The organism is Microbacterium sp. W4I4, assembly GCF_030816235.1.
Lineage (GTDB): Bacteria > Actinomycetota > Actinomycetes > Actinomycetales > Microbacteriaceae > Microbacterium.
The window spans coordinates 1655506-1675387 of sequence record NZ_JAUSXT010000001.1; the positions used below are offsets into that span (position 1 = coordinate 1655506).

20 protein-coding genes are annotated in these 19882 nt (G+C 68.7%); 12 read left to right on the forward strand and 8 right to left on the reverse strand.

The genetic code is table 11. The annotated features are described in order from the left end of the window. Positions 1-5: 5 nt before the first annotated feature. Complete coding sequence (locus tag QF046_RS07950) at positions 6-1337, reverse strand: M20/M25/M40 family metallo-hydrolase (protein ID WP_307368121.1); 1332 nt, start codon at positions 1335-1337, stop codon at positions 6-8. 30 nt (positions 1338-1367) lie between these two features. Here QF046_RS07950 and QF046_RS07955 point away from each other — a divergent pair, with 30 nt between their 5' ends. After that, positions 1368-2381, forward strand: coding sequence for an FUSC family protein (locus tag QF046_RS07955; RefSeq protein WP_307368125.1), 1014 nt, complete (start codon positions 1368-1370; stop codon positions 2379-2381). Positions 2382-2387: 6 nt separating this feature from the next. Here the strand turns inward: QF046_RS07955 and thrC are convergent, their stop codons facing one another. Continuing rightward, positions 2388-3806: a threonine synthase gene (thrC, locus tag QF046_RS07960; RefSeq protein ID WP_307372781.1), complete on the reverse strand. Its 1419-nt coding sequence runs from the start codon at positions 3804-3806 to the stop codon at positions 2388-2390. A 118-nt stretch (positions 3807-3924) separates the two neighbouring features. Beyond that, positions 3925-4419 (reverse strand): methylated-DNA--[protein]-cysteine S-methyltransferase, encoded by a 495-nt coding sequence (locus QF046_RS07965; protein ID WP_307368128.1) that lies wholly within the window; start codon positions 4417-4419, stop codon positions 3925-3927. Between the two features lie 91 nt (positions 4420-4510). Here QF046_RS07965 and QF046_RS07970 point away from each other — a divergent pair, with 91 nt between their 5' ends. Together QF046_RS07970 and QF046_RS07975 are read left to right on the forward strand one after the other, a co-directional pair. Beyond that, complete coding sequence (locus tag QF046_RS07970; RefSeq protein ID WP_307368131.1) at positions 4511-4744, forward strand: type II toxin-antitoxin system ParD family antitoxin; 234 nt, start codon at positions 4511-4513, stop codon at positions 4742-4744. Then, complete coding sequence (locus QF046_RS07975; RefSeq protein ID WP_307368134.1) at positions 4741-5061, forward strand: type II toxin-antitoxin system RelE/ParE family toxin; 321 nt, start codon at positions 4741-4743, stop codon at positions 5059-5061. Before QF046_RS07970 ends, QF046_RS07975 begins: the two co-directional genes overlap by 4 nt. A 34-nt stretch (positions 5062-5095) precedes the next feature. Here the strand turns inward: QF046_RS07975 and QF046_RS07980 are convergent, their stop codons facing one another. The 4 genes from QF046_RS07980 to folE form a co-directional block, all read right to left on the reverse strand. Continuing rightward, entirely contained in the window at positions 5096-5839 is a 744-nt protein-coding gene (locus QF046_RS07980) for a pyrimidine reductase family protein (protein WP_307368138.1), read from the reverse strand. Beyond that, positions 5832-6710 (reverse strand): dihydropteroate synthase, encoded by an 879-nt coding sequence (gene folP / locus QF046_RS07985; RefSeq protein ID WP_307368141.1) that lies wholly within the window; start codon positions 6708-6710, stop codon positions 5832-5834. Before folP ends, QF046_RS07980 begins: the two co-directional genes overlap by 8 nt. A 63-nt stretch (positions 6711-6773) precedes the next feature. Continuing rightward, complete coding sequence (locus tag QF046_RS07990; RefSeq protein WP_307368143.1) at positions 6774-7913, reverse strand: NAD(P)/FAD-dependent oxidoreductase; 1140 nt, start codon at positions 7911-7913, stop codon at positions 6774-6776. Positions 7914-7968: 55 nt separating this feature from the next. Continuing rightward, positions 7969-8616: a GTP cyclohydrolase I FolE gene (gene folE / locus QF046_RS07995; protein WP_307372783.1), complete on the reverse strand. Its 648-nt coding sequence runs from the start codon at positions 8614-8616 to the stop codon at positions 7969-7971. 187 nt (positions 8617-8803) lie between these two features. Here folE and QF046_RS08000 point away from each other — a divergent pair, with 187 nt between their 5' ends. The 9 genes from QF046_RS08000 to QF046_RS08040 all read left to right on the forward strand — a co-directional run bounded on the left by QF046_RS08000 (position 8804) and on the right by QF046_RS08040 (position 18940). Next, the gene (locus QF046_RS08000) at positions 8804-9742 is read left to right on the forward strand and encodes a sugar-binding transcriptional regulator (protein WP_307368146.1); all 939 of its coding nucleotides are present in this window, start codon (positions 8804-8806) and stop codon (positions 9740-9742) included. After that, positions 9739-11133, forward strand: coding sequence for an FGGY-family carbohydrate kinase (locus tag QF046_RS08005; protein ID WP_307368150.1), 1395 nt, complete (start codon positions 9739-9741; stop codon positions 11131-11133). The genes QF046_RS08000 and QF046_RS08005 overlap by 4 nt, the downstream gene beginning before the upstream one ends. Before the next feature lie 144 nt (positions 11134-11277). Further along, the gene (locus tag QF046_RS08010) at positions 11278-12843 is read left to right on the forward strand and encodes a sugar ABC transporter ATP-binding protein (RefSeq protein WP_307368153.1); all 1566 of its coding nucleotides are present in this window, start codon (positions 11278-11280) and stop codon (positions 12841-12843) included. Further along, positions 12840-13829: an ABC transporter permease gene (locus tag QF046_RS08015; protein WP_307368155.1), complete on the forward strand. Its 990-nt coding sequence runs from the start codon at positions 12840-12842 to the stop codon at positions 13827-13829. Before QF046_RS08010 ends, QF046_RS08015 begins: the two co-directional genes overlap by 4 nt. A 41-nt stretch (positions 13830-13870) precedes the next feature. Continuing rightward, positions 13871-14926 carry a substrate-binding domain-containing protein gene (locus QF046_RS08020; protein ID WP_307368158.1) on the forward strand — a complete coding sequence of 352 codons (1056 nt, stop codon included), beginning with the start codon at positions 13871-13873 and terminating at the stop codon, positions 14924-14926. Between the two features lie 8 nt (positions 14927-14934). Further along, positions 14935-16641: a dihydroxyacetone kinase family protein gene (locus QF046_RS08025; protein ID WP_307368161.1), complete on the forward strand. Its 1707-nt coding sequence runs from the start codon at positions 14935-14937 to the stop codon at positions 16639-16641. Between the two features lie 31 nt (positions 16642-16672). Next, a complete protein-coding gene (locus QF046_RS08030) occupies positions 16673-17134 on the forward strand; it encodes a ribose-5-phosphate isomerase (RefSeq protein WP_307368164.1) in 462 nt (153 codons plus the stop codon). Then, a complete protein-coding gene (locus tag QF046_RS08035) occupies positions 17134-17880 on the forward strand; it encodes a GolD/DthD family dehydrogenase (protein ID WP_307368167.1) in 747 nt (248 codons plus the stop codon). The genes QF046_RS08030 and QF046_RS08035 overlap by 1 nt, the downstream gene beginning before the upstream one ends. Positions 17881-18058: 178 nt before the next feature. Beyond that, positions 18059-18940 (forward strand): alpha/beta hydrolase fold domain-containing protein, encoded by an 882-nt coding sequence (locus QF046_RS08040; RefSeq protein WP_307368170.1) that lies wholly within the window; start codon positions 18059-18061, stop codon positions 18938-18940. A gap of 49 nt (positions 18941-18989) precedes the next feature. Here the strand turns inward: QF046_RS08040 and QF046_RS08045 are convergent, their stop codons facing one another. Continuing rightward, on the reverse strand, positions 18990-19880 hold the full coding sequence (locus QF046_RS08045) for a cation diffusion facilitator family transporter (RefSeq protein WP_307368173.1): 891 nt from the start codon (positions 19878-19880) through the stop codon (positions 18990-18992). Between the last annotated feature and the right edge of the window lie 2 nt (positions 19881-19882).

Sequence of the window (19882 nt, forward strand, 5' to 3'; positions counted from 1 at the left end):
TCAGCTCACTGTAGTCGTTCGATCAGCGCGCGATGGAACCGCTCCCCGCGCTCGAGGGCGGCGATCTCCACGCTCTCGTCGACGCCGTGGATCGACGCGCGCTGCGCGCTCGACATCTCCAGCGGCGCGAAGCGGTACACAGCGGGCGAGAAGCGATGGAAGTGCCGAGAGTCGGTGGCGGCCATCATCACGTACGGCACGGCGGGGACCCCCGGATGCGAGACGCTCAGCGCCTCTTCGAGCAGTGCGAACGGAGCCCCATCGGTCGCCGACTCCGGTGAGGGCTCACTGCCCTCGAGCACCTCGATGCCGACGAGCGGGTCGGCGATGCGATCGCGCACCCGCAGCACGGTCGCATCGACGGTCTCCCCCAGCGCGATGCGCACATTGACGGTCGCGGATGCCTGTGAGGGGATGACGTTGGCGGCGGTTCCGCCGGACTGCATGGTCGCGGCGACCGTCGTGCGCACCAGCGCGGCGGGCTCGCCGCCGAGCCTCGCGAACACCCGCGCGGTGAGCGCCGGCATCCGACTCAGAACGCCGAGTCCGATACCGGCAAGACCGGGGGTGCGAGCGCTGAACTGCGCCAGCATCCGGCTGATCGCCTGCGGCGCCCGGGCTGGGAACATCGACGGATCCAGCCGGTTCACCGCGCGCGCGATGCGGCGGACGGCGGTCTGAGTGGGAGGCGTGGAGGCGTGACCGCCGTCTCCGCGCGCGGACAGGCGCAGAGTCACGACGCCCTTCTCCCCCACCCCGATCATGGCCGCGCTGCCGGGCACGAACGGCAGTGGTGAATCCACCACTGCGCCGCCTTCGTCCACGACAAGCCAGGGGGTGATGCCGCGTTCACGGAAGGCCTCCGAGATGGCCAGCGCCGCGCCGCCGAACGTCTCCTCGTTGCCGCCGAACGACAGGTAGACGTCGCGCGCGGGCACGAAGCCATCGGTGAGCAGGTTCTCGACCGCCTCGATCACGACGATCAGCGGCCCCTTGTCGTCCAGGGCTCCGCAGCCGTACACCGACCCGTCCGCGATGCGCCCCTCGAAAGGCGGGTAGTTCCACGGGTCGGACTCGTCGACCGGCACGACGTCGTAGTGCGCCATCAGCACGAGAGGATCGGATGCGGGTTCGCGTCCGGCCCAGTGGAACAGCAGCCCGAGGTCGGTGTGCCGCTCCAGGGCGAGGTGCTCGTGCACCAGCGGATACTGCGCGGCGAGCAGCCGCACGAACGCGTCGAACGGCTCGAGCCCGCGCTGCTCGAGCTCGGCCGAGACAGTGGGCAACTGGATCATCTGCGACAGTCGCGCTGCGATCCCCGGGCGGACGGTGCTCATCCGATCAGCCTATTGCGGAAGAATGGACCGGTGAGTCTGTTCGCCTTCGCGCCGCCCCGTGGTCCTGCCTGGCAGATCGGCCTCCAGGCCGGCGTCAGCATGACCGTGCCGATCGTCCTGATGACGATCCTCGGGAACCCGCAGCTCGGCTACATCGCCGGCTCCGGTGCGTTCGTCGCCCTGTTCGGCCGCGCTTTCCCCGTTGTCGAGCGGGCGCGCGTGCTCCTGTTCATCACCGCCGGCCTGATCGTCAGCGGGGTGCTCGGCGTCGCCGTGGCGCACTCGCCCCTGCTCGTCAACGTCGGCATCGTGGTCGTCGCGATCGTGGCTGCGGGACTGTGCTTCGGCTACCGGATCGGAGTGCCCGGTCCGCTGTTCTTCATGATCACCTTCGGGCTCTCTGCGACGGTGATGCGCGCGGCTCCGATCGCCCCGTCCACGTACGTGCTGGCTTTCGTGGCAGGGTGCGTGTTCGCCTATCTCGTGACGCTGGCGCCTCTCGTGCGCGCCGCGGATCGCGCCGTGACCGCACGACCGATCCGAGAGCTGATGCCCGGCCCGGCGTGGGGTGCGGATTCCAGGATGCTGGTGCTGCGTGTGGCGATCGTCGCGGCGCTGGGCGTGCTGATCGGGATCTTCCTGGATACGGATCGCGCGTACTGGATCGCCGGGGCGGCGATCGCGGTGATCGGCCTCACTGCGGACCGGCGCGTCGCCATGCAACGGGCCATGCACCGGATGCTGGGGACGATCGTCGGCGCCGGCGTGTACGTGCTGCTGTCGCTGCTGCATCCGTCGGGGATTCTGCTCGCCCTCCTGCTGGGCGCGCTGCAGTTCCTGATCGAGATCGTCGTGGCGCGGCATTATGCGCTGGCGTTGACCATGATCACTCCGCTGGTGCTGCTGCTGGTCGGCGCCGCCACAGGCAGCATCGGCGACCTGGGCGTGGCGATGGAGCGTGTCGTCGACACCCTGGTCGGCGCCGCGCTCGGCGGCATCTCCGGCCTGCTGCACCCGCGGGCGGCGGCGGTCCGCATGCCCTGAGGCGGCTCAGCGCAGCGCGTGCTGCTCGATGAAGGCGCGCAGCGCCTGCTCGTCGTCCGCCATCTCGGTGACGTGCTGCGGAGCATCCAGCATCCGTCGCAGTTCCGGCGAGAACTCCAGGTCCACCCCGATCGCCTCGGTGATGGTCTCGGCGAACTTCTGCGGCTTGGCCGTCTCGAGCACCAGCATCGGCACGTCCTGCTCGACGTGCTCGCGGGCGACCTTCACGCCGTCTGCGGTGTGCGGGTCGATGATCTCGCCCGAGCCCTCGTAGACCGAGCGGATCGTGGCCAGCCGGTCGGCGTGCGTGGAGGTGCCGCTGACGATGCCGAACTCGCTCTCGAAACGCGGCTGCTCGGCGGAGAAGTCGAAGAAGCCCTGCTGGTCGAGGTCGCGCCACGCCGCCACGACACGCTCCGGTGAGCGTCCGACCAGGTCGAAGATGAACCGCTCCAGGTTCGACGCCTTCGAGATGTCCATCGACGGGCTCGACGTGGCGTGCGTGTCGGCGGCGGAGCGCGGCCGGTAGATGCCGGTGCGGAAGAACTCGTCGAGCACGTTGTTCTCGTTCGCGGCGAGGACGAGGCGCCGGATCGGCACGCCCATGTTCTTCGCGAAGAAGCCCGAGAGGATGTTGCCGAAGTTGCCGGAGGGCACCGTGAACGACACCTCGAAGCCGGTGCGGAACTCCGGCTCCACGGCATCCGTGACCCGCATCCAGGCCCAGAAGTAGTAGACGACCTGCGCGGCGATGCGGCCGAGATTGATCGAGTTCACGGCGCCGAGGTTCTGAGCGTGCTTGAAGTCGAGATCGCCGGAGAGCTTCTTGACCAGGTTCTGGCAGTCGTCGAACACGCCCTCGACGGCGATGTTGTGCACGTTCGCGTCATCGAGCGAGAACATCTGCGCGCGCTGGAACGGGCTCATCCGACCCTGCGGCGAGAGCATGAACACCGAGACCCGGTCCTTTCCGCGCAACGCGTGCTCGGCGGCGGATCCGGTGTCACCGGAGGTCGCGCCCACGATGTTCAGCACGCGGTCCTTCTTCTCCAGCACGTCCTCGATCACCTGGCCGAGGAACTGCATCGCCATGTCCTTGAAGGCCAGCGTCGGCCCCTCCGAGAGCCCGACGAGCGTGATCCCTCCGCCGATCGAGCGCAGCGGCACGACCGCATCGGGAAAGTCGGCGTAGGCGGCATCCGTCATCCGCGCGAGCTCCTCGCGGGAGATGTCTGTGGCGAACAGCCCCAGCACCTCGGCGGCGAGCTGCGGGTAGGTCAGCGCCCGCCAGCGCTCGAGCGTCTCGGTCCCGACCTGCGGCAGAGCCTCGGGAACGGCCAGGCCGCCGTCGGGTGCCAAGCCCTCCAGCAGGGTCTCGCTGAACGGCTGCGGCTGCATGCCGCCGCGCGTGGAGATGTAGCGCACATCGGTCCTGGGCAAGAGAACTCCTCGGGTCGACCGCTCGGACTTCCATTCTCGCAGGATGCGCGATGAGCGGGAGACGGATGACGCGAGCATCCGATCGTGTGAGAGAGCGGCGCTCTCAGAACAGGGCGGTCGGCAGGGCTCCCTCGTGCTCGAGCAACCAGCGTTTGGTGATGAGCCCCTCGCCCTTCGCGCCGCCGGAATAGCCGCCGAGTCCATCGCTGGACACGACCCGGTGGCACGGCACGATGATCGGGACCGGGTTGGCACCCATGATCGCGCCGATCCCCCGCGCCGGCACGTCGGTTCCGCTGCGCGCGGCGAGCTCACCGTAGGTGACGGACTCTCCGAAGGCGACTGACTCGTACAGGGCGGTGAGCACAGCACGCGTCGCATCGGTCTGCCTGCCGAGATCGAACGGCACGTCGAAGGCCGCCAGACGGCCGGCGAAATACGCATCCAGCTGCGACAGTGCCTCCTGCACGAGGGCGTCGGGGGCACCGGCATCCGCGTTCTCCGGCCCGTGCGGCCAGAACACCCGCGTGATCGCCGCACCGTCGCTCTCGACCTGGACAAGACCGACCGGAGTCGAGATCGCGCCGCGGAAGGTCATGGTGCGAGGCTACTCGCCGGCACAGACATCGGCCTTGATGTCGCACACGCCTGCCGATGACAATCTTTGCCATCGCGCCTAGAATCTTGGTATGGCGACCATGAACGTATCCCTTCCTGACGGCTTGAAGGAGTTCGTCGAGGAGCAGGTGACCGAGCGGGGTTTCGGCACGAGCAGCGAGTTCGTGCGAGACCTCATCCGTCGTGAGCAGGATCGTTCTCGATTGCATGCGCTGATCGCCGAGGGCATGACGTCCGGATCGGGTTCTGTACTGGACGACGCGTATTTCGAGAGGCTGCGCGACCGCATTCGCGGTGACGCGTGACGGCTCGGCGCGCCGTCACCACCAGACGGGCCGACGAGGATATCGAGCACGCGGTCTCCTACTATCTCGAGCAGGGGGCGATGGACGCCGCGCTCAGCTTCGTGGACGCTCTGGAAAGCGCCAAAGCACTGATGTGTCGGCATCCGTCTGTCGGCTCGTCAGGTTTCGCAGCCGAGCTGGGGATACCCGAGTTGCGGGCACTGGCGCTGCAGACGTACCCCTACATCGTGTTCTACACCGATGATGCCGACGTGGTTCGAGTGCATCGCGTCCTCCACTCCAGTCGCGACATTCCGGCAAGATTCACGCAAAGCTGACGAGCACCCGAGCCGGGCACGAGCCCGCCGACGATCAGTCGAGACGGTAGTGCAGCAGCAGCTCGTCGCCGGCGCGGAGGACGGATGCCAGCTTCGCGCCGACCGGCGCCTCGACTCCACGGGCGATGCGTCCTGCCGACCCCACCTCCAGTGACGGCGCCAGAGTGAGGTGCAGTGCGTCGACCGCACCGACGGCAAGCATCGCACCGAACAGGTGCGGCCCGCCCTCGGAATGGATGCGGTACAGGCCGCGGCCGGCGAGATCCTGACGGATCCGCATCCCGTCGGCATCCTCATCACCGGCATCCACCACGTCGGCGACGTCAGCGAGCTCCGCCCGGCGATGAGCGGGAGCGGATGACACGGTGTAGACGATCGGCCGCACCGGTGCATCCGTGAAGATCGGCGCCCCCGGGTCGAGATCCAGACTGCGGCTGACCAGCGCGAACGCGGGCTGCGGGACGAGCCCGGCATCCGTGCGCCATGCCACCGCCTCGTCCGACAGTCGCATCCCGCCGTATCCCTCGATGCGCGCGGTGCCCGCGCCGAGCAGGATCACGTCGGCCTCCCAGCGCAGCAGGTCGAACAGGCGCCGGTCGGCGGCATCGCCCAGTCCGCCGGAGCGGCCGGCGCGCGTGGCCGCTCCGTCGAGACTGGCGACGAAGTTCATCCGCAGCCAGGTGCGACCGGCAGGGAAGGCGATGCCCTTCAGCAGTGCGGCATCGTCGAGATCGGATGCCGGGTCGGGCCAGACCCTGTCGATGGCGGCGTCAGACATTGCGGCTCGGGTGGGTGTTGTGCTCGAGTCGGACGGGATCCCGCCAGCCCTGGATCGCCTCGATCATGCGCACGGCGTCGACGGTCTCCGGGATGTCGTGCATGCGCACGATCCGGGCGCCGCTGAGGATGCAGGCCGTCATCGCCGCCAGCGACCCGGACAGCCGCTCCCCCTGAGGGCGGTCGATCGACTCGCCGACGAAGTCCTTGTTCGACACGGCGACCAGCAGCGGCAGCCCGATGGAGGCGATCTCGTCGAGCCGACGGGTGATCTCCAGCGTGTGCAACGTGTTCTTGTCGAGGTCGTGCCCCGGGTCGATGATCAACCGCTCGCGAGGAACACCGGCCGCCTCGGCGCGGGCGACCCGATCGACGAGGAACGCGCGCACCTCGCCGACGACGTCATCGAAGTGCGCGGCGGGCTTCTCAGCACGCGGCGGCCCCACACTGTGCGTGATCACGACGTGCGCCTCGCTGGCGGCGAGCACGTCGGCCATGCGCGGGTCGCCAAGACCGCTGGTGTCGTTGATCACGGCGGCACCGGCGGCAATCGCCTGCTCGGCGACGTCGGCGTTGTTCGTGTCGACCGAGATCACCAGCTCCGGCGTCGCCGCCGTGATGGCGGCCACCACCGGAACCACGCGGTCGATCTCTTCGGCCGTGGTCACCACCGGGCCGCGTCCGAAGGGCACCCCGCCGATGTCGACCCAGTCAGCGCCCTGATCACCCGCGCGCAGCGCGCTCTCCACTGCCCGATCGAGCGCGAACGTCGCACCCTTGTCGTAGAACGAGTCGGGAGTGCGGTTGATCACGGCCATCACGGCGACCTGGCGCGAGAAGTCGAAGTCGCGCGTGCCGATGCGGCGCAGCATCCGGGTCTCCCTCACTCGATCAGTCCTGTCACTCGATCAGCCCTTCAGTCACTGCGTCACCCGTCACCGAGTCGTGCCGACACTGTCTCGCACGGCATCCGAGGCGTCCCAGTCGTTCGTGTGCATCGCTGCACGCACGGTGCCGTCCTTGACCCAGTAGGCGCGGAAGGCTCCGCCGTTCACGACGTCGGTGTCGCCCTCGATGTCCACCCGATCGTATCCGTCGGGGCCGACGCTGCCGAAGTACTCCATGCCGAGGTCGTACTGGTCGGTGAAGAAGTAGGGCAGATGCGTGTAGGGCTCCGAGGCACCGGCGAGGTTGTGTGCGGCGACCTTGCCCTGCTCGATCGCGGTGTCCCAGTGCTCGACGCGGATGCGGCGGCCGAGAACCGGATGCTGCTGCGAGGCCACATCGCCGATCGCGTAGATGTCGGGGTCGGAGGTGCGCAGCGTCTCGTCCACCAGCACGCCGTGATCCACATCGAGTCCGGCCTGCTCGGCCAGCTCCGTCGCCGGAATCGCGCCGATGCCGACCACCACGAAGTCCGCGGCGGCCATCGCCTCCTCTGTGACGGGAGTGCCCAGGCGCAGGTCCACGCCGTGCGCACGGTGCAGGTCGGCGAACAGCTGGGCCACCTCCGGCCCGAGGACGGCGACCAGCGGCAGGTCTGCGACTTCGTAGACGGTGACCTCGGCATCCTTCTGCCGTGCCGCCGATGCCACCTCCAGACCGATCCATCCGGCTCCGACGATGATGATCTTCGCGCCCGGCTTGAGCGCGGCGAGCAGCCGGGCGTTGTCCTCGACGGTGCGCAGGTACAGCGGGTCGGAGACGCGATCGGCGACGTCGAAGTGACGCGGCACGGCGCCGGTGGCCAGCAGCAGCTTGTCGTATCCGTGCTCGGTGCTCTCGCCGCCGGCGACGGGCTCGGCGCGCAGGGTGTGCGCGGCCGGATCGATGGACACGACCTTCACGCCGCGCTCCAGGCGCACTCTGTTGTCGGTGTACCAGGCCTCGTCGTGCACCTGCGCCTCTTCGACCTGCTTGCTACCCAGCAGCACCTCCTTCGACAGCGGCGGCCGCTCGTAGGGCAGGTGGTCTTCGGCAGAGTAGATCACGACATCCCCGTCGTAGCCCCTGTCACGCAGTTCCGTGGCTGCGGTGGCGGCCGCGAGGCCTCCTCCGACGATCGCGATGGTCATGGCGTTCCTTCCGATGGTTCTGACGGGTGGATGCTGATGCTCGGGCGGCACGTGCTCAGCGCGTGCGGTCTGCGGCGAGCGCGAAGAACTCGGCGCGCGAGCGCGCATCCTCGCGCAGCAGACCGCGCACGGCGGACGTGGAGGTCTTCGCACCGGTGGCGCGGGCGCCGCGCAGGGTCATGCAGGTGTGCGTCGCCTCGACGACCACGCCGATGCCGCGGGGCTGCAGGCGTGCGGCGAGCGCGTCGGCGATCTGCACGGTCAGCCGCTCCTGCGTCTGAGGCCTGCGCGCGTAGTGATCGACCATCCGCGGGATCTTCGACAGCCCCACGACACGGTCGGCGGGCAGGTATGCGACGTGCGCGACGCCGGTGAACGGCAGCAGGTGATGCTCGCAGAGCGACTGCACCGGGATGTCGCGGATCAGCACGAGCTCGTCGTAGCCCTCGTTGTTGGCGAAGGTGGTGAAGTCGAACGGCTCGGGCGACATCAGTTCGGCGTACGCCTTGGCGAATCGATGCGGTGTGCGGGCGAGATCCGGCGCATCCACGGCATCCGGATCGATGCCGAGCGCCTTCAGGAACAGCCGTGCGGCGTGCTCCGCCGCGACCAGATCGATCGGCCGCGGCGCGGCCTCGATCCGCACCCGCCGGGGCGCGCCGCCCCGCGCGTCTCGTTCATCGCTCTCGTCCAGTGCTGGCATCGTCATGGCCGACCTCCCGTGCCTCTCCCTCTATGAGACACCCGATCGGCTTCTAAATGCAAGTCTTTTCTTTTTTAGAGGCGCATGGCGCATGTTGAACACCGCATGCACTCGGCACGCTCAGCCGTGCAGGAACGCGCTATTCTGAGCGAAGCTGATCTCACCACGCACAGTCGAAGGAGACGCGATGCCCGGCGCCGGACCGCTCTCGAACATTCAGCTCGCCCATGTGGCCCGCGAGCACTACGTCAACGGCAAGTCGCGGGTGGAGATCTCCAGCGAGACCGGTCTGAGCCGCTTCAAGATCGGACGCATGCTCGACGAAGCGCGCGAGCGCGGCATCATCCGGTTCGAGATCGTCAGCACCCCCGGCATCGACCTCGACCTGTCGATGCGACTGAAGCGGCGCTACGGCTTGGAGCACGCTGTGGCGGTCGAGCTGCCGGTGGACACCGACGAAGCCGCGCAGTCCGCCCTGGGTGCGGCTGCGGCAGGGATTCTGCACGAGCTCATCGATCATGATGGCGTCCTCGGGCTCACCTCCGGACGCACCCTCAACGTGATGGCACGGCAGCTGCACGAGGTTCCCTGTCGTGCTGTCGTGCAGCTCGCCGGAGTCGCGGGACCGATCCAGGAGAGCGGTCTTGAAGTGATCCGCCGCCTGGCCAGCTTCCCGGGCGTTCAGCCCTGGCCCATCTATGCCTCGCTGGTCATGAGCGATGCGCAGACCGCCCGAGGCACCCTCCGCCAGCCCGGGATCCGCGCGGCGGTCGAGATGTTCGACGAGGTGACGGTCGCACTCTGCGCCATCGGATCGTGGACGCCGCCGAACTCGCTCATGATGATGAATCCCGCGATCGATGACGAAGATCGTCGGAGACTCCTGGGGCTCGGCGCGGTCGCGGAGATCGCGTCTACGGTGATCACCGACACGGGCGAGGTGATCCACGACCTCGACGACCGCTGCATCGCCGTGACCGAGACTCAGCTCCGCGCGATCCCCTCCCGCGTCGCCGTGGCGGGCGGCTCGTCGAAGACGCGCGCCATCCGCGCCTCGCTCTCCTCCGGTCTTCTCACCGGGCTGATCACCGACGCGTTCACCGCGGCGCGGCTGCTGGCCGGATGACGATGACGCCGACCCTCGTAGCGGGAGTCGACTCCTCCACGCAGCAGACCAAGCTCGTCGTGCTCGACCTCGCCCGCGGCGTGCTGGTCCACTCGAGCGCGCTCCCGCATCCCGACGGCACGGAGCTCGACCCGACCCACTGGTGGTCCGCCCTGCACGGTTCGGGCAGTGCGGAACCTCACGGAGCCGCCGCGATGAGCATCGCCGCGCAGCAGCACACCACGATCTTCCTCGACGAGGACGGCGAATCGGTGCGCCCGGCACTGCTCTGGAACGACCTTCGCGCCGCGGAGTCCGCGCGGCGACTGCGCGAAGAACTCGGCGATGCCGTCTGGCTGGAGGCCACCGGCCTTCTTCCCGACAGCGCCCACGCGGTGAGCAAACTGCGCTGGGTCGCGGAGCACGAGCCCGAGAACGCCGCCCGCATCGCCTCAGTGCTCCTCCCCCATGACTGGCTCACCTGGCACGTGCTGGGCAGGCAGGGCGACCCCGTCACTGACCGATCGGATGCCTCCGCCACAGGCTACTGGTCACCACACACGGAACAGTTCCGCGTCGACCTGCTCACGCGTGCACTGGGCCACGCGACGCGAACTCCCGCCGTGCTGCCACTGTCCGGCATCGCCGGGCAGACCTCTTCAGGCACGCTCGTCGCGTCGGGCTGCGGCGACAACGGTGCGACCCACCTCGCCCTCGACACCGCTCCGGGTGATGTGGTCATCTCGATCGGGACGAGCATCACCGTCTCGATGCGCACGCTGCATCCGATCGACGATCCGGCCGGCGTCATCGACACGATGGCCGACCCGCGATCGGGATTCATCCCGATCGTCGTGATGCTCAACGGCGCGCGGGTTCTGCTGGCCACCGCCCGCATGCTCGGCATCAGCCTGGACCGGCTGGACGTACTCGCCAGGAGCGGTGCGCCCGATGCGAACGGAGCACTGCTCGTCCCGTACCTGGACGGCGAGCGCAACCCGGTGGCTGATGCGTCGTCCGGCAGGCTCATCGGGCTCAGCCGGAGATCGATGACTCCCGCCGACATCGCGAGAGCGACAGTGCTCGGACTGGGATGCGCGATCGCGGACGCGTTCGAGACCATCACGCGTTCGGGGACGCCGCTCAGACGGATCCTTTTGGTCGGCGGCGGTGCGCGGTCAGCCTGCGTCCGCCAGATGGTCGCAGACCTCATCGGACGCGCAGTGGAATGGCCGAGGCACCGCGAACACGCCGCCTACGGCGCGGCGCGCCAAGCGGCATGGGCGCTGACGGGCGAGTCGCCCGACTGGCCGACGCTGCCCTCTGTCGCCGTGAACCCTTCGGCTGATCGCGCGTGGGTGCGCGGGGTGCGCGACCGCTACTCCGCCGCGACCGTCGACCGCATCGGCTGACCGCTCCGGACCACGGCCAGGAGGTGGATCACATCCCCGCGTCCGGGTCTTGCTCACATGAGCACGCCTATTTGCAGATTGCGAATGCATCGCATATGGTCTCTGTGTCGCACATCTGCGCGACAAGGAGCAAGGGAGCTGAGCGTGTCTCATCCTGTGGCTGATGCGAATCCCGAAGCAGCGATGCTGCTGTGCAGCGGCATCGAGATGTCGTTCGGAGGCGTGCCCGTCCTGAAGGGCGTCGATCTGCGCCTCGAACCGGGAACGGTGACCGCGTTGGCCGGCGAGAACGGTGCCGGCAAGTCCACTCTGATGAAGATCGCCTCCGGCCAGTACCGCCCCGATGCGGGCTATGTGCACGTGCGCGGCCAGGAGCTGCCCGCGGGAAGCACCAAGGCCGCGTCGGCGCTCGGTGTCGCGATCGTGCCGCAGGAGCTCGCCTCGATCCCCGAGCTCACCGTCTACGAGAACCTCTTCATCGGCCGGGAGATCCGCACGGCGATCGGAACCTTGAATCGTCGGGCGATGGCCAACAAGGCCAGCGACGACTTGAAGGCGTTCGGCCTCGACCTCGACCCGCACCTGCAGATGGGCACCCTCGCCGTCGGAGTCAGGCAGATCATCGAGATCGTCAAGGCGACCAGCCGGGGCGCCCGGGTGCTGCTGCTCGACGAGCCGACCAGTGCCATCGCCGAGCGCGAGGTCGCCCACCTCACCGAAGTGGTGCGCAATCTGCGGGACCAGGGCGTCGCGGTGCTGTTCACGACGCACAAGATGGAGGAGATCCGGGCCATGGCCGACCGGGTCATCGTCCTCCGAGACGGCAGGCTCATCACCGACTCGGCACTGTCCGACATCACCGACGACGGAATCGTCACAGCGATGATCGGTCGCGAACTCGAGAGCCTCTTCCCCGATCTCAACGAGCCCGGTGACGATGTCGTACTCACCGTCGAGGACCTCGTCGTCGCGCCGGATGCCGACCCCGTCTCCTTCACCGTCCGCCGCGGTGAGATCCTCGGGCTGGCCGGGCTCGTCGGCGCCGGACGGTCCGAGCTGATCGAGTGCATCTACGGCATCCGCACCCCCGTCTCCGGCACCGTGACCGTCTCGGGCACGGCCATCCGCCCCGGGAGCCCCCGCCACTCGATCGCACAGCACGTGGCCATCGTCCCGGAGGACCGCAAGGGCGCGGGCGCCGTGCTGCCGATGAGCGTGCTCGACAACGCCACCCTGCCCCGCATCGCCGCCTTCTCCCGGTTCGGACTGCTCAGCGAGCGCAAGCGCAAGTCAGCGGTCGGCGAGGTCATGGCCTCGATGCGCCTGAAGAGCAATGGGCTCGGCCAGCACATGGAGAACCTCTCGGGCGGCAACCAGCAGAAGGTCGTGCTGGGGCGCTGGCTCACCGGCCCCGTCGACGCCCTGCTTCTCGATGAGCCCACCCGCGGCGTCGACGTCGGCGCCCGCAGCGAGATCTACCGCATCATCGTCGATCTCGCTTCCCAGGGCATGGCTGTGGTGATGGCATCCAGCGACATGCCGGAGATCCTCTCGCTCGCTCATCGGGTGCTGATCATGCGCGAATTCGGCGTCGCCGGCCGCCTCAGCCGCGCCGAGCTCGGCGAACCCGACGCACAGGACAAGATCTTCCGGCTCGCCTCCGGACAGGAAGCCGGCACCGACCAGACAAACGAGGAGACCGCATCATGACCACGAGCGTGACCACGGCAGTCCCGCAGACGAAGCGCAGCACATCTGCTCGCATCACGGATGTCCTGATCCAGAACATCATGATCGTGGTGATGCTGCTGATCGTCGCGTTCTTCGCCTATCGCAGCGCCCGGTTCGCCACGCCGGACAACCTGCTGACCATTCTCATCGCCGCCGCGCCGTTCGCACTGATCGCCCTCGGGCAGACGCTGGTGATCCTGACCGGCGGCATCGATCTCTCCGTGGGCAGTGTCATCGCCGCGAGCGCCATGGCCGCCGCCTGGACCGCGAAGAACGTCGGAGACAACCCCGCACTGCCGCTGATCGCCGCGGTTGCCACCGGCCTCATCGCAGGAGCCATCAACGGGTTCGTCGTCAGCAGGATGAACGTACCGCCATTCATCGCCACTCTGGGCATGCTGACCCTGGCATCAGGCATCGCCTACGTGATCGGCGGCGGCGCCCCGATCAACGGACTGCCTTCGTCATACGGCGTCTACGCGAACACCTCCGTGTTCGGGCTGACCATCCCCGTCATCCTGATGATCGCCGCGATCCTGGCATTCGCCTTCATCATGAAGCGCACCAGCTACGGCCTGCGCGTCTATGCCGTCGGCGGCAATCTCCTGGCCGCAGAGATCGCCGGCGTGCGCTCGAAGAGCATCCTGTTCAGCGTCTACGCGATCAGCGGTCTGCTGGCGGGCCTGTCGGGCCTGATGCTGTCCTCCCGTGTGATCACCGGAGCCCCCAACCTCGGCCAGGGCTATGAGCTCGACGCGATCGCGGCTGTCGTGATCGGCGGCGCCAGCCTGATGGGCGGGCGTGGCACGATCTGGGGCACGGCCATCGGCCTGCTGCTGATCCAGACGATCAACAACGGCCTCGATCTGCTCCTCGTGCCCGCGTACTGGCAGAACGTCATCAAGGGCGTCATCATCGTCGCCGCCGTCGCGGTCGACGTCTGGGCTGCCAAGCGGCGCAAATAGCTTCCCCCTCCACCACCCCCTCAATGTCGAAGGACAACACCATGAAGAGAAGACTCAGCACCTCCATCGCCGCAGCGGCGATCGCGACCAGCACCGTTCTCGCCCTCGCGGGCTGCGGCGCGGGAGACCCGACTGCCGGCGGCGCCGACAGCATCACCGTGGGCGTCACCGTCTACGACATGTCGTCGTTCATCACCCAGGGCAAGGAGGGGATGGAGGCGTACGCGAAGGCGAACGACATCACCCTGCAGTGGAACTCGGCGGGCGGCGACGTCTCCAACCAGGCGAACCAGGTCGACCAGTACGTCAGCGCAGGTGTCGACGCCATCATCATCGTGCCGGTGCAGGCGGACTCCCTCGCACCGCAGGTCGCCGCGGCGAAGGCCGCGAACATCCCCGTGGTCGCGGTGAACACCTCATTGACAGGCGTCGAGGTCGACGCCAGCGTGCAGCCCGATGACGTGGCTGCCGGCGAGCAGGAGGCCACCCAGATGGCTGACGCGCTGAGCGGCACGGGCAACGTGGTCGTGCTGGAGGGCCCGCTGGGCTCGTCGCCGCAGCTGGATCGCGGCAAGGGCATCGAGAACGTGCTCGCCGAGAACCCCGGCCTCAAGGTCCTCGCGAAGGACACCGCGAACTGGAAGCGCGATGAGGCCGTGAACAAGATGAAGAACTGGATCTCGGCATTCGGCTCCGACATCGACGGCGTGATCTCCCAGAACGACGACATGGCGCTCGGCGCCATCCAGGCACTGCGGGAGGCAGGCCTCACCGATGTGAAGGTCGTCGGCGTCGACGGCATCGAGGACGGACTGAATGCTGTCAAGAACGGTGAGCTCATCGGCACCTCGCTGCAGCACGGCACCGTCGAGCTGGCGACCGGGCTGGCCGTCGCGGCGAAGATCGCCCGCGGCGAGAAGGTCGACACCGAGCCCGTCTACGTCATGCCGGCCATCACCCCCGACAACGTCGAGGACGCCATGAAGAACGTCGTCACGGACCGGGAGTCGTTCCTCAAGAGCCTCGCCGCCCTGGTGGACGAGAACCTGACGTCCGGCGACATCGCCTACGAGGGCCTTCCGGGCCAGAAGCGCTAGGAGCACCGATGACCACTCTCTACAACGACCCCGCCGAGTTCGCCGAGGATCAGCTCGCCGGCTTCGTCGACCTGCACTCCGACCGACTCCAGGCCGTCCCCGGTGGCGTCGTCAGCCACCGGGGCCCGGCCCCGATCGTCGCTGTCGTCGTAGGGGGTGGCTCCGGCCACTATCCGGCATTCGCCGGGCTCGTCGGGCCGGGGTTCGCCTCCGGCGCCGTCGTCGGCAACATCTTCACTTCGCCGTCGGCCGCCCAGGTCTACTCGGTCGCCAAGGCCGCCGACCAGGGCCGAGGGGTCATCCTGACCTTCGGCAACTACGCCGGCGACGTGATGAACTTCGGGATCGCCGCCGAGCGGCTGCGTCGCGAGGGCATCGACACGCGCATCGTGCTGGTCACCGATGACGTGGCCTCGTCGCCGATCGAGGATCAGCGACGCGGCATCGCCGGTGACTTCACCGTGTTCAAGGCCCTCAGCGCAGCTGCGGCTGCCGGCGCGGACATCGACGAGGTCGAGCGCATCGGTCGCGCGGCCAACACGGCCACGCGCACCTTCGGGGTCGCCTTCTCCGGATGCACGATGCCGGGCGCACTCGAGCCGCTGTTCACGGTGCCGGACCGGCACATGGGCGTCGGCCTCGGCATCCACGGCGAACCCGGCATCCGCGACGCACCGCTGATTCCCGCGCGCGAGCTCGCCCGCCTGCTCGTCGACGGCATCCTCGCGGCCCGTCCGGTCTCGGATGCCGCTCGCGTCGCCGTCATCGTCAACGGCCTGGGCACGACGAAGTACGAAGAACTCTTCCTGCTCTGGAACGACATCCGTCCCCTTCTCTCGGATGCGGGGCTCACCCCCGTCGAGCCGGAGGTCGGCGAGCTCGTCACGAGCCTCGACATGGGCGGATGCTCGCTGACCTTGATGTGGCTCGACGACGAACTCGAGTCCGCCTGGCATGCCGACGCGTACGCCCCCGGCTACCGCAAGAGCACGGCGGCTGTCGCCGAGCTGCGTCCGGCTGTCTTCGGCGCCGCGGCCTCGGAGGATGCTGTTGCCCCGCAGCCGTCGACGGCCGGCACCGCCGCCGCGACCCTGATCGCGGCCGGCCTGCGCGAACTGCAGCGCACGGTGCATGCGAACGAGCAGGAGCTCGGGCGCATCGACGCAGTCGCCGGGGACGGCGACCACGGTCGCGGCATGGTGAAGGGCGCGGATGCCGCCATCACGACCATCGATGCACTCGACGGCACCGGTCCCGCGTGGCTGCTGCGCGCCGCGGGGCGCGCGTGGGCTGCGGGCGCCGGCGGCACCTCCGGCGTGCTCTGGGGTGCCGGGCTGGAGGCAGCCGGCGAGGCCCTGACCGACACGCGTGATGCGTACGACGGCTCGTGCGCGACGGACGCCGTGGCGGCGTTCACGGACGCCATCATCGAACTCGGCCGTGCCGAGCCGGGAGACAAGACGCTCGTCGACGCACTCCTGCCGTTCCGCGACACGCTCGCAGAGCGGATCGCCGCCGGGGATCCGCTCGTCGCGGCATGGCGTACGGCAGCAGCATCCGCCGTCGCCTCGGCCGAGGCCACCGCGGGCCTGAGCCCCAAGAAGGGCCGCGCCCGCCCACTCGCGGAGAAGAGTGTGGGGACTCCGGATGCCGGCGCCACCTCGCTGTCCCTCATCGTCACGGCACTGGGCGCGCTGACGCCCGTCGCCGACTGACCGAACACCCACCCTGAAAGAAGGAACCACCATGAGCGACACTCCACTTCGCCTCGTCGTCGGCTCGGACGATGCCGGGTTCGACTACAAGGAGATCCTCAAGAACGACCTCCAGAACGATTCGAGGGTGGCATCCGTGGTCGATGTCGGCGTCACCGCCGACGGACACACCGCATACCCGCACGTCGCGGTCGAGGCGGCCCGGCTCGTCGCCGAGGGCAAGGCCGATCGCGCCCTGCTCGTCTGCGGCACCGGGCTGGGTGTCGCGATCGCCGCGAACAAGGTTCCCGGCATTCGCGCCGTCACCGCCCACGACTCGTACTCGGTCGAGCGGAGCGTGCTCTCCAACGACGCACAGGTGCTCTGCTTCGGTCAGCGCGTGGTCGGCATCGAACTGGCGCGACGCCTGGCCAGGGAGTGGCTGGGCTACACCTTCGACCCGCAGAGCCCGTCCAACGAGAAGGTGCGCGCGATCCGCGCGTACGAGGAATGATGATGAATCAGGAATTCACCGGCAAGATCGCGGTCGTCACCGGCGCCGCGAGCGGCATCGGATATACCGTGGCGCACCACCTCGCCGAGCGAGGAGCCCGAATCGTGGGGCTCGACCTCAACGATCGCGTGCACGAGCTCATGAATGATCTGCCGGGCCGCGGGCACCACAGCATCGTGGCGGATCTGACCGATCCGTCCGCTGCGAGCACCGCGATCACCGAGACCGTCGAGACCGTCGGCGTGCCGCACATCCTTGTCAACTCCGCGGGGCTCGCGCTGCTGGACCCCGCCGTCGACGTGACGCCGGACAGGTGGAAGCTGACACTGGATGTGAACCTCAGCGGCACCTTCTACATGGCCCAGGCCGCGGGGCGCGTGATGCTCGAGGCCGGATACGGGCGGATCATCAACCTCGCCTCGCAGGCTGCCGTGATCGGACTCGACCAGCACGCCGCGTACTGCGCCAGCAAGGCGGCCGTCGTCGGCCTGACCCACGTGCTGTCGCTGGAGTGGGCCCGCCGGGGCGTCACCGTCAACGCCGTGTCGCCTACGGTCGTGGAGACCCCTCTCGGAAAGGCCGCCTGGGCCGGTGAGAAGGGCGAGAAGGCGAAGGCCGAGATCCCCGTCGGGCGCTTCGCGCAGCCCGAAGAGGTCGCCGCATTGATCGCCTTCCTGGCCGGCGATGACGCCGCGATGATCACGGGAAGCAATTATGTGATCGACGGCGGTTTCACCACGGTGTGAGTCGGCCCTCATCCTCGAGGATGCGGGTCGGCTCACGCCATGGTGAGTTCGCCCTCATCCTCGATGAGGCGGGTCAGGGGTGCTTCGGCCGAGTTCGCTCATCTCAGGGCTCGACTGGCGGCAGTGCCCGACCCGGCAGGCGATCACACCGTCGGCACGAGATGCCAGGATACGGAGTGTGATCATCCCCGAGGCCGTCATCCCGGTCTATCTGAAGGCGACCCGCGCGCGAGCGCCGTTCGTCAGCATCGAGTCGGCCGGACACGCGGTCCGGCACGCCGAGCGGCGGTCCGCCCGGCGCCGTCCGCCCAGGCTGCGGTCGGATGTCCGCATCCACGCGATGCGGGTGCACGGCGCGCCCGTGTACGTCCTGACCCCCGCCGCGGGCACACCGTCGGGAGCCGTCGTCTACGTGCACGGAGGCGGCTGGATCCACCGGATCGCCCCGCAGCACTGGTCGCTGACGGCCCAGCTCGCCGTCGAGGCGAACGTCGCGGTGGCCGTGCCCATGTACCCGTTGCTTCCCTCCGGCAGCGCACAGATCGCACAAGAGCTGGTCCTCGCGATCGTCCACGAGCTCAGGAACGAGCACGGCGACGTCCAGCTGATCGGCGACTCCGCAGGCGGGCAGATCGCCCTCTCGGCAGCGCAGACGCTCCGCGATCAGGGCGTGCCCTCCGTCCGCACCGTGCTGATCGCTCCGGCCCTCGATCTGACGTTCTCGAACCCGTCGATTCCGGAGGTGCAGCCGGATGACCCGTGGCTCGCACCCGGTGGGGCGCGAGAGCTCGGACGCCGGTGGGCCGGAGACCTCGATGCGCGGGATCCCGTCGTCAGTCCGCTCTTCGGACAGTTCGACGGGCTCGGGCCGATGCTCGTCCTCAGCGGCACTCACGACATCCTGAATCCCGACGCCCGCATCGTGGTCGACCGGGCGCGCGCGGCGGGCGTGGACGTTCGGCTGATCGAGCGCGCCGGCGCCCTGCACGTCTTCCCCCTCCTGCCCACGCGAAGCGGCCGGGACGCCCGGACGGAGATCGTGTCGGCGGTGGGCGCCTGACCTGTCGCCCGATCAGCACCCGAGCACTCGGCGACGCGGAGCGACGGATTCAGAACCCGGAGACTCTCCCTCTGACGAGGAAGTCGTCCACGTTCGGAAGATGCTCGCGCACACTGCGTTCGGCGGCATCCACGGCATCCGGATGCCGCCCATCGACCGTCACGAGCGCATCACCCTGCAGGCGGTGACCGACCCAGCGCAGGCGAATGCGATCGATGCTGACCAGCCCGTCCACATGCTCGAGCGCATGCTCCACGCGGTCGACGAGCTCGGGCTCGATGCCGTCGAGGAGCCGCCGCCCCACACTGCGGATGGTACCGATCAGCAACACGAGGATGGCAGCGGAGATGATCAGTCCGACGATGGGATCCGCCAGCGGGAGCCCTGCCAGCACGCCGATGCCGCCGATCACGACGGCGAGCGAGGTGAAGCCGTCGGTGCGCGCGTGCACGCCGTCGGCGACGAGAGCCGCCGAGCCGATGCGGCGGCCGACGCGGATGCGGTAGACCGCGACGGCCTCGTTGCCTAGGAACCCGATCACGCCGGCGGCGATCACCCAGCCGATGTTCTCCAGCGGTTGCGGATGCAGGATGCGGTCGATGGACTGCCACGCGGCGAGGATCGCCGACAGCGCGATGACGAACACGATGAAGAGTCCCGCGAGGTCTTCGGCGCGCCCGAAGCCGAAGGTGTAGCGGCGGGATGCCGCGCGGCGCCCCAGCACGAAGGCGATCCAGAGCGGCACCGCGGTGAGTGCATCGGACAGATTGTGGATCGTGTCGGCGAGCAGCGCGACGGATCCGCTGAAGGCGACGACGATCGCCTGCAGAGCCGTGGTGATCAGCATCAGCACCAGGCTGACCTTCAGCGCGCGGATGCCGGCAGAATTGGCCTCCATCGCGTCGTCGATGGAGTCGGCGGCGTCGTGAGAATGCGGCACGA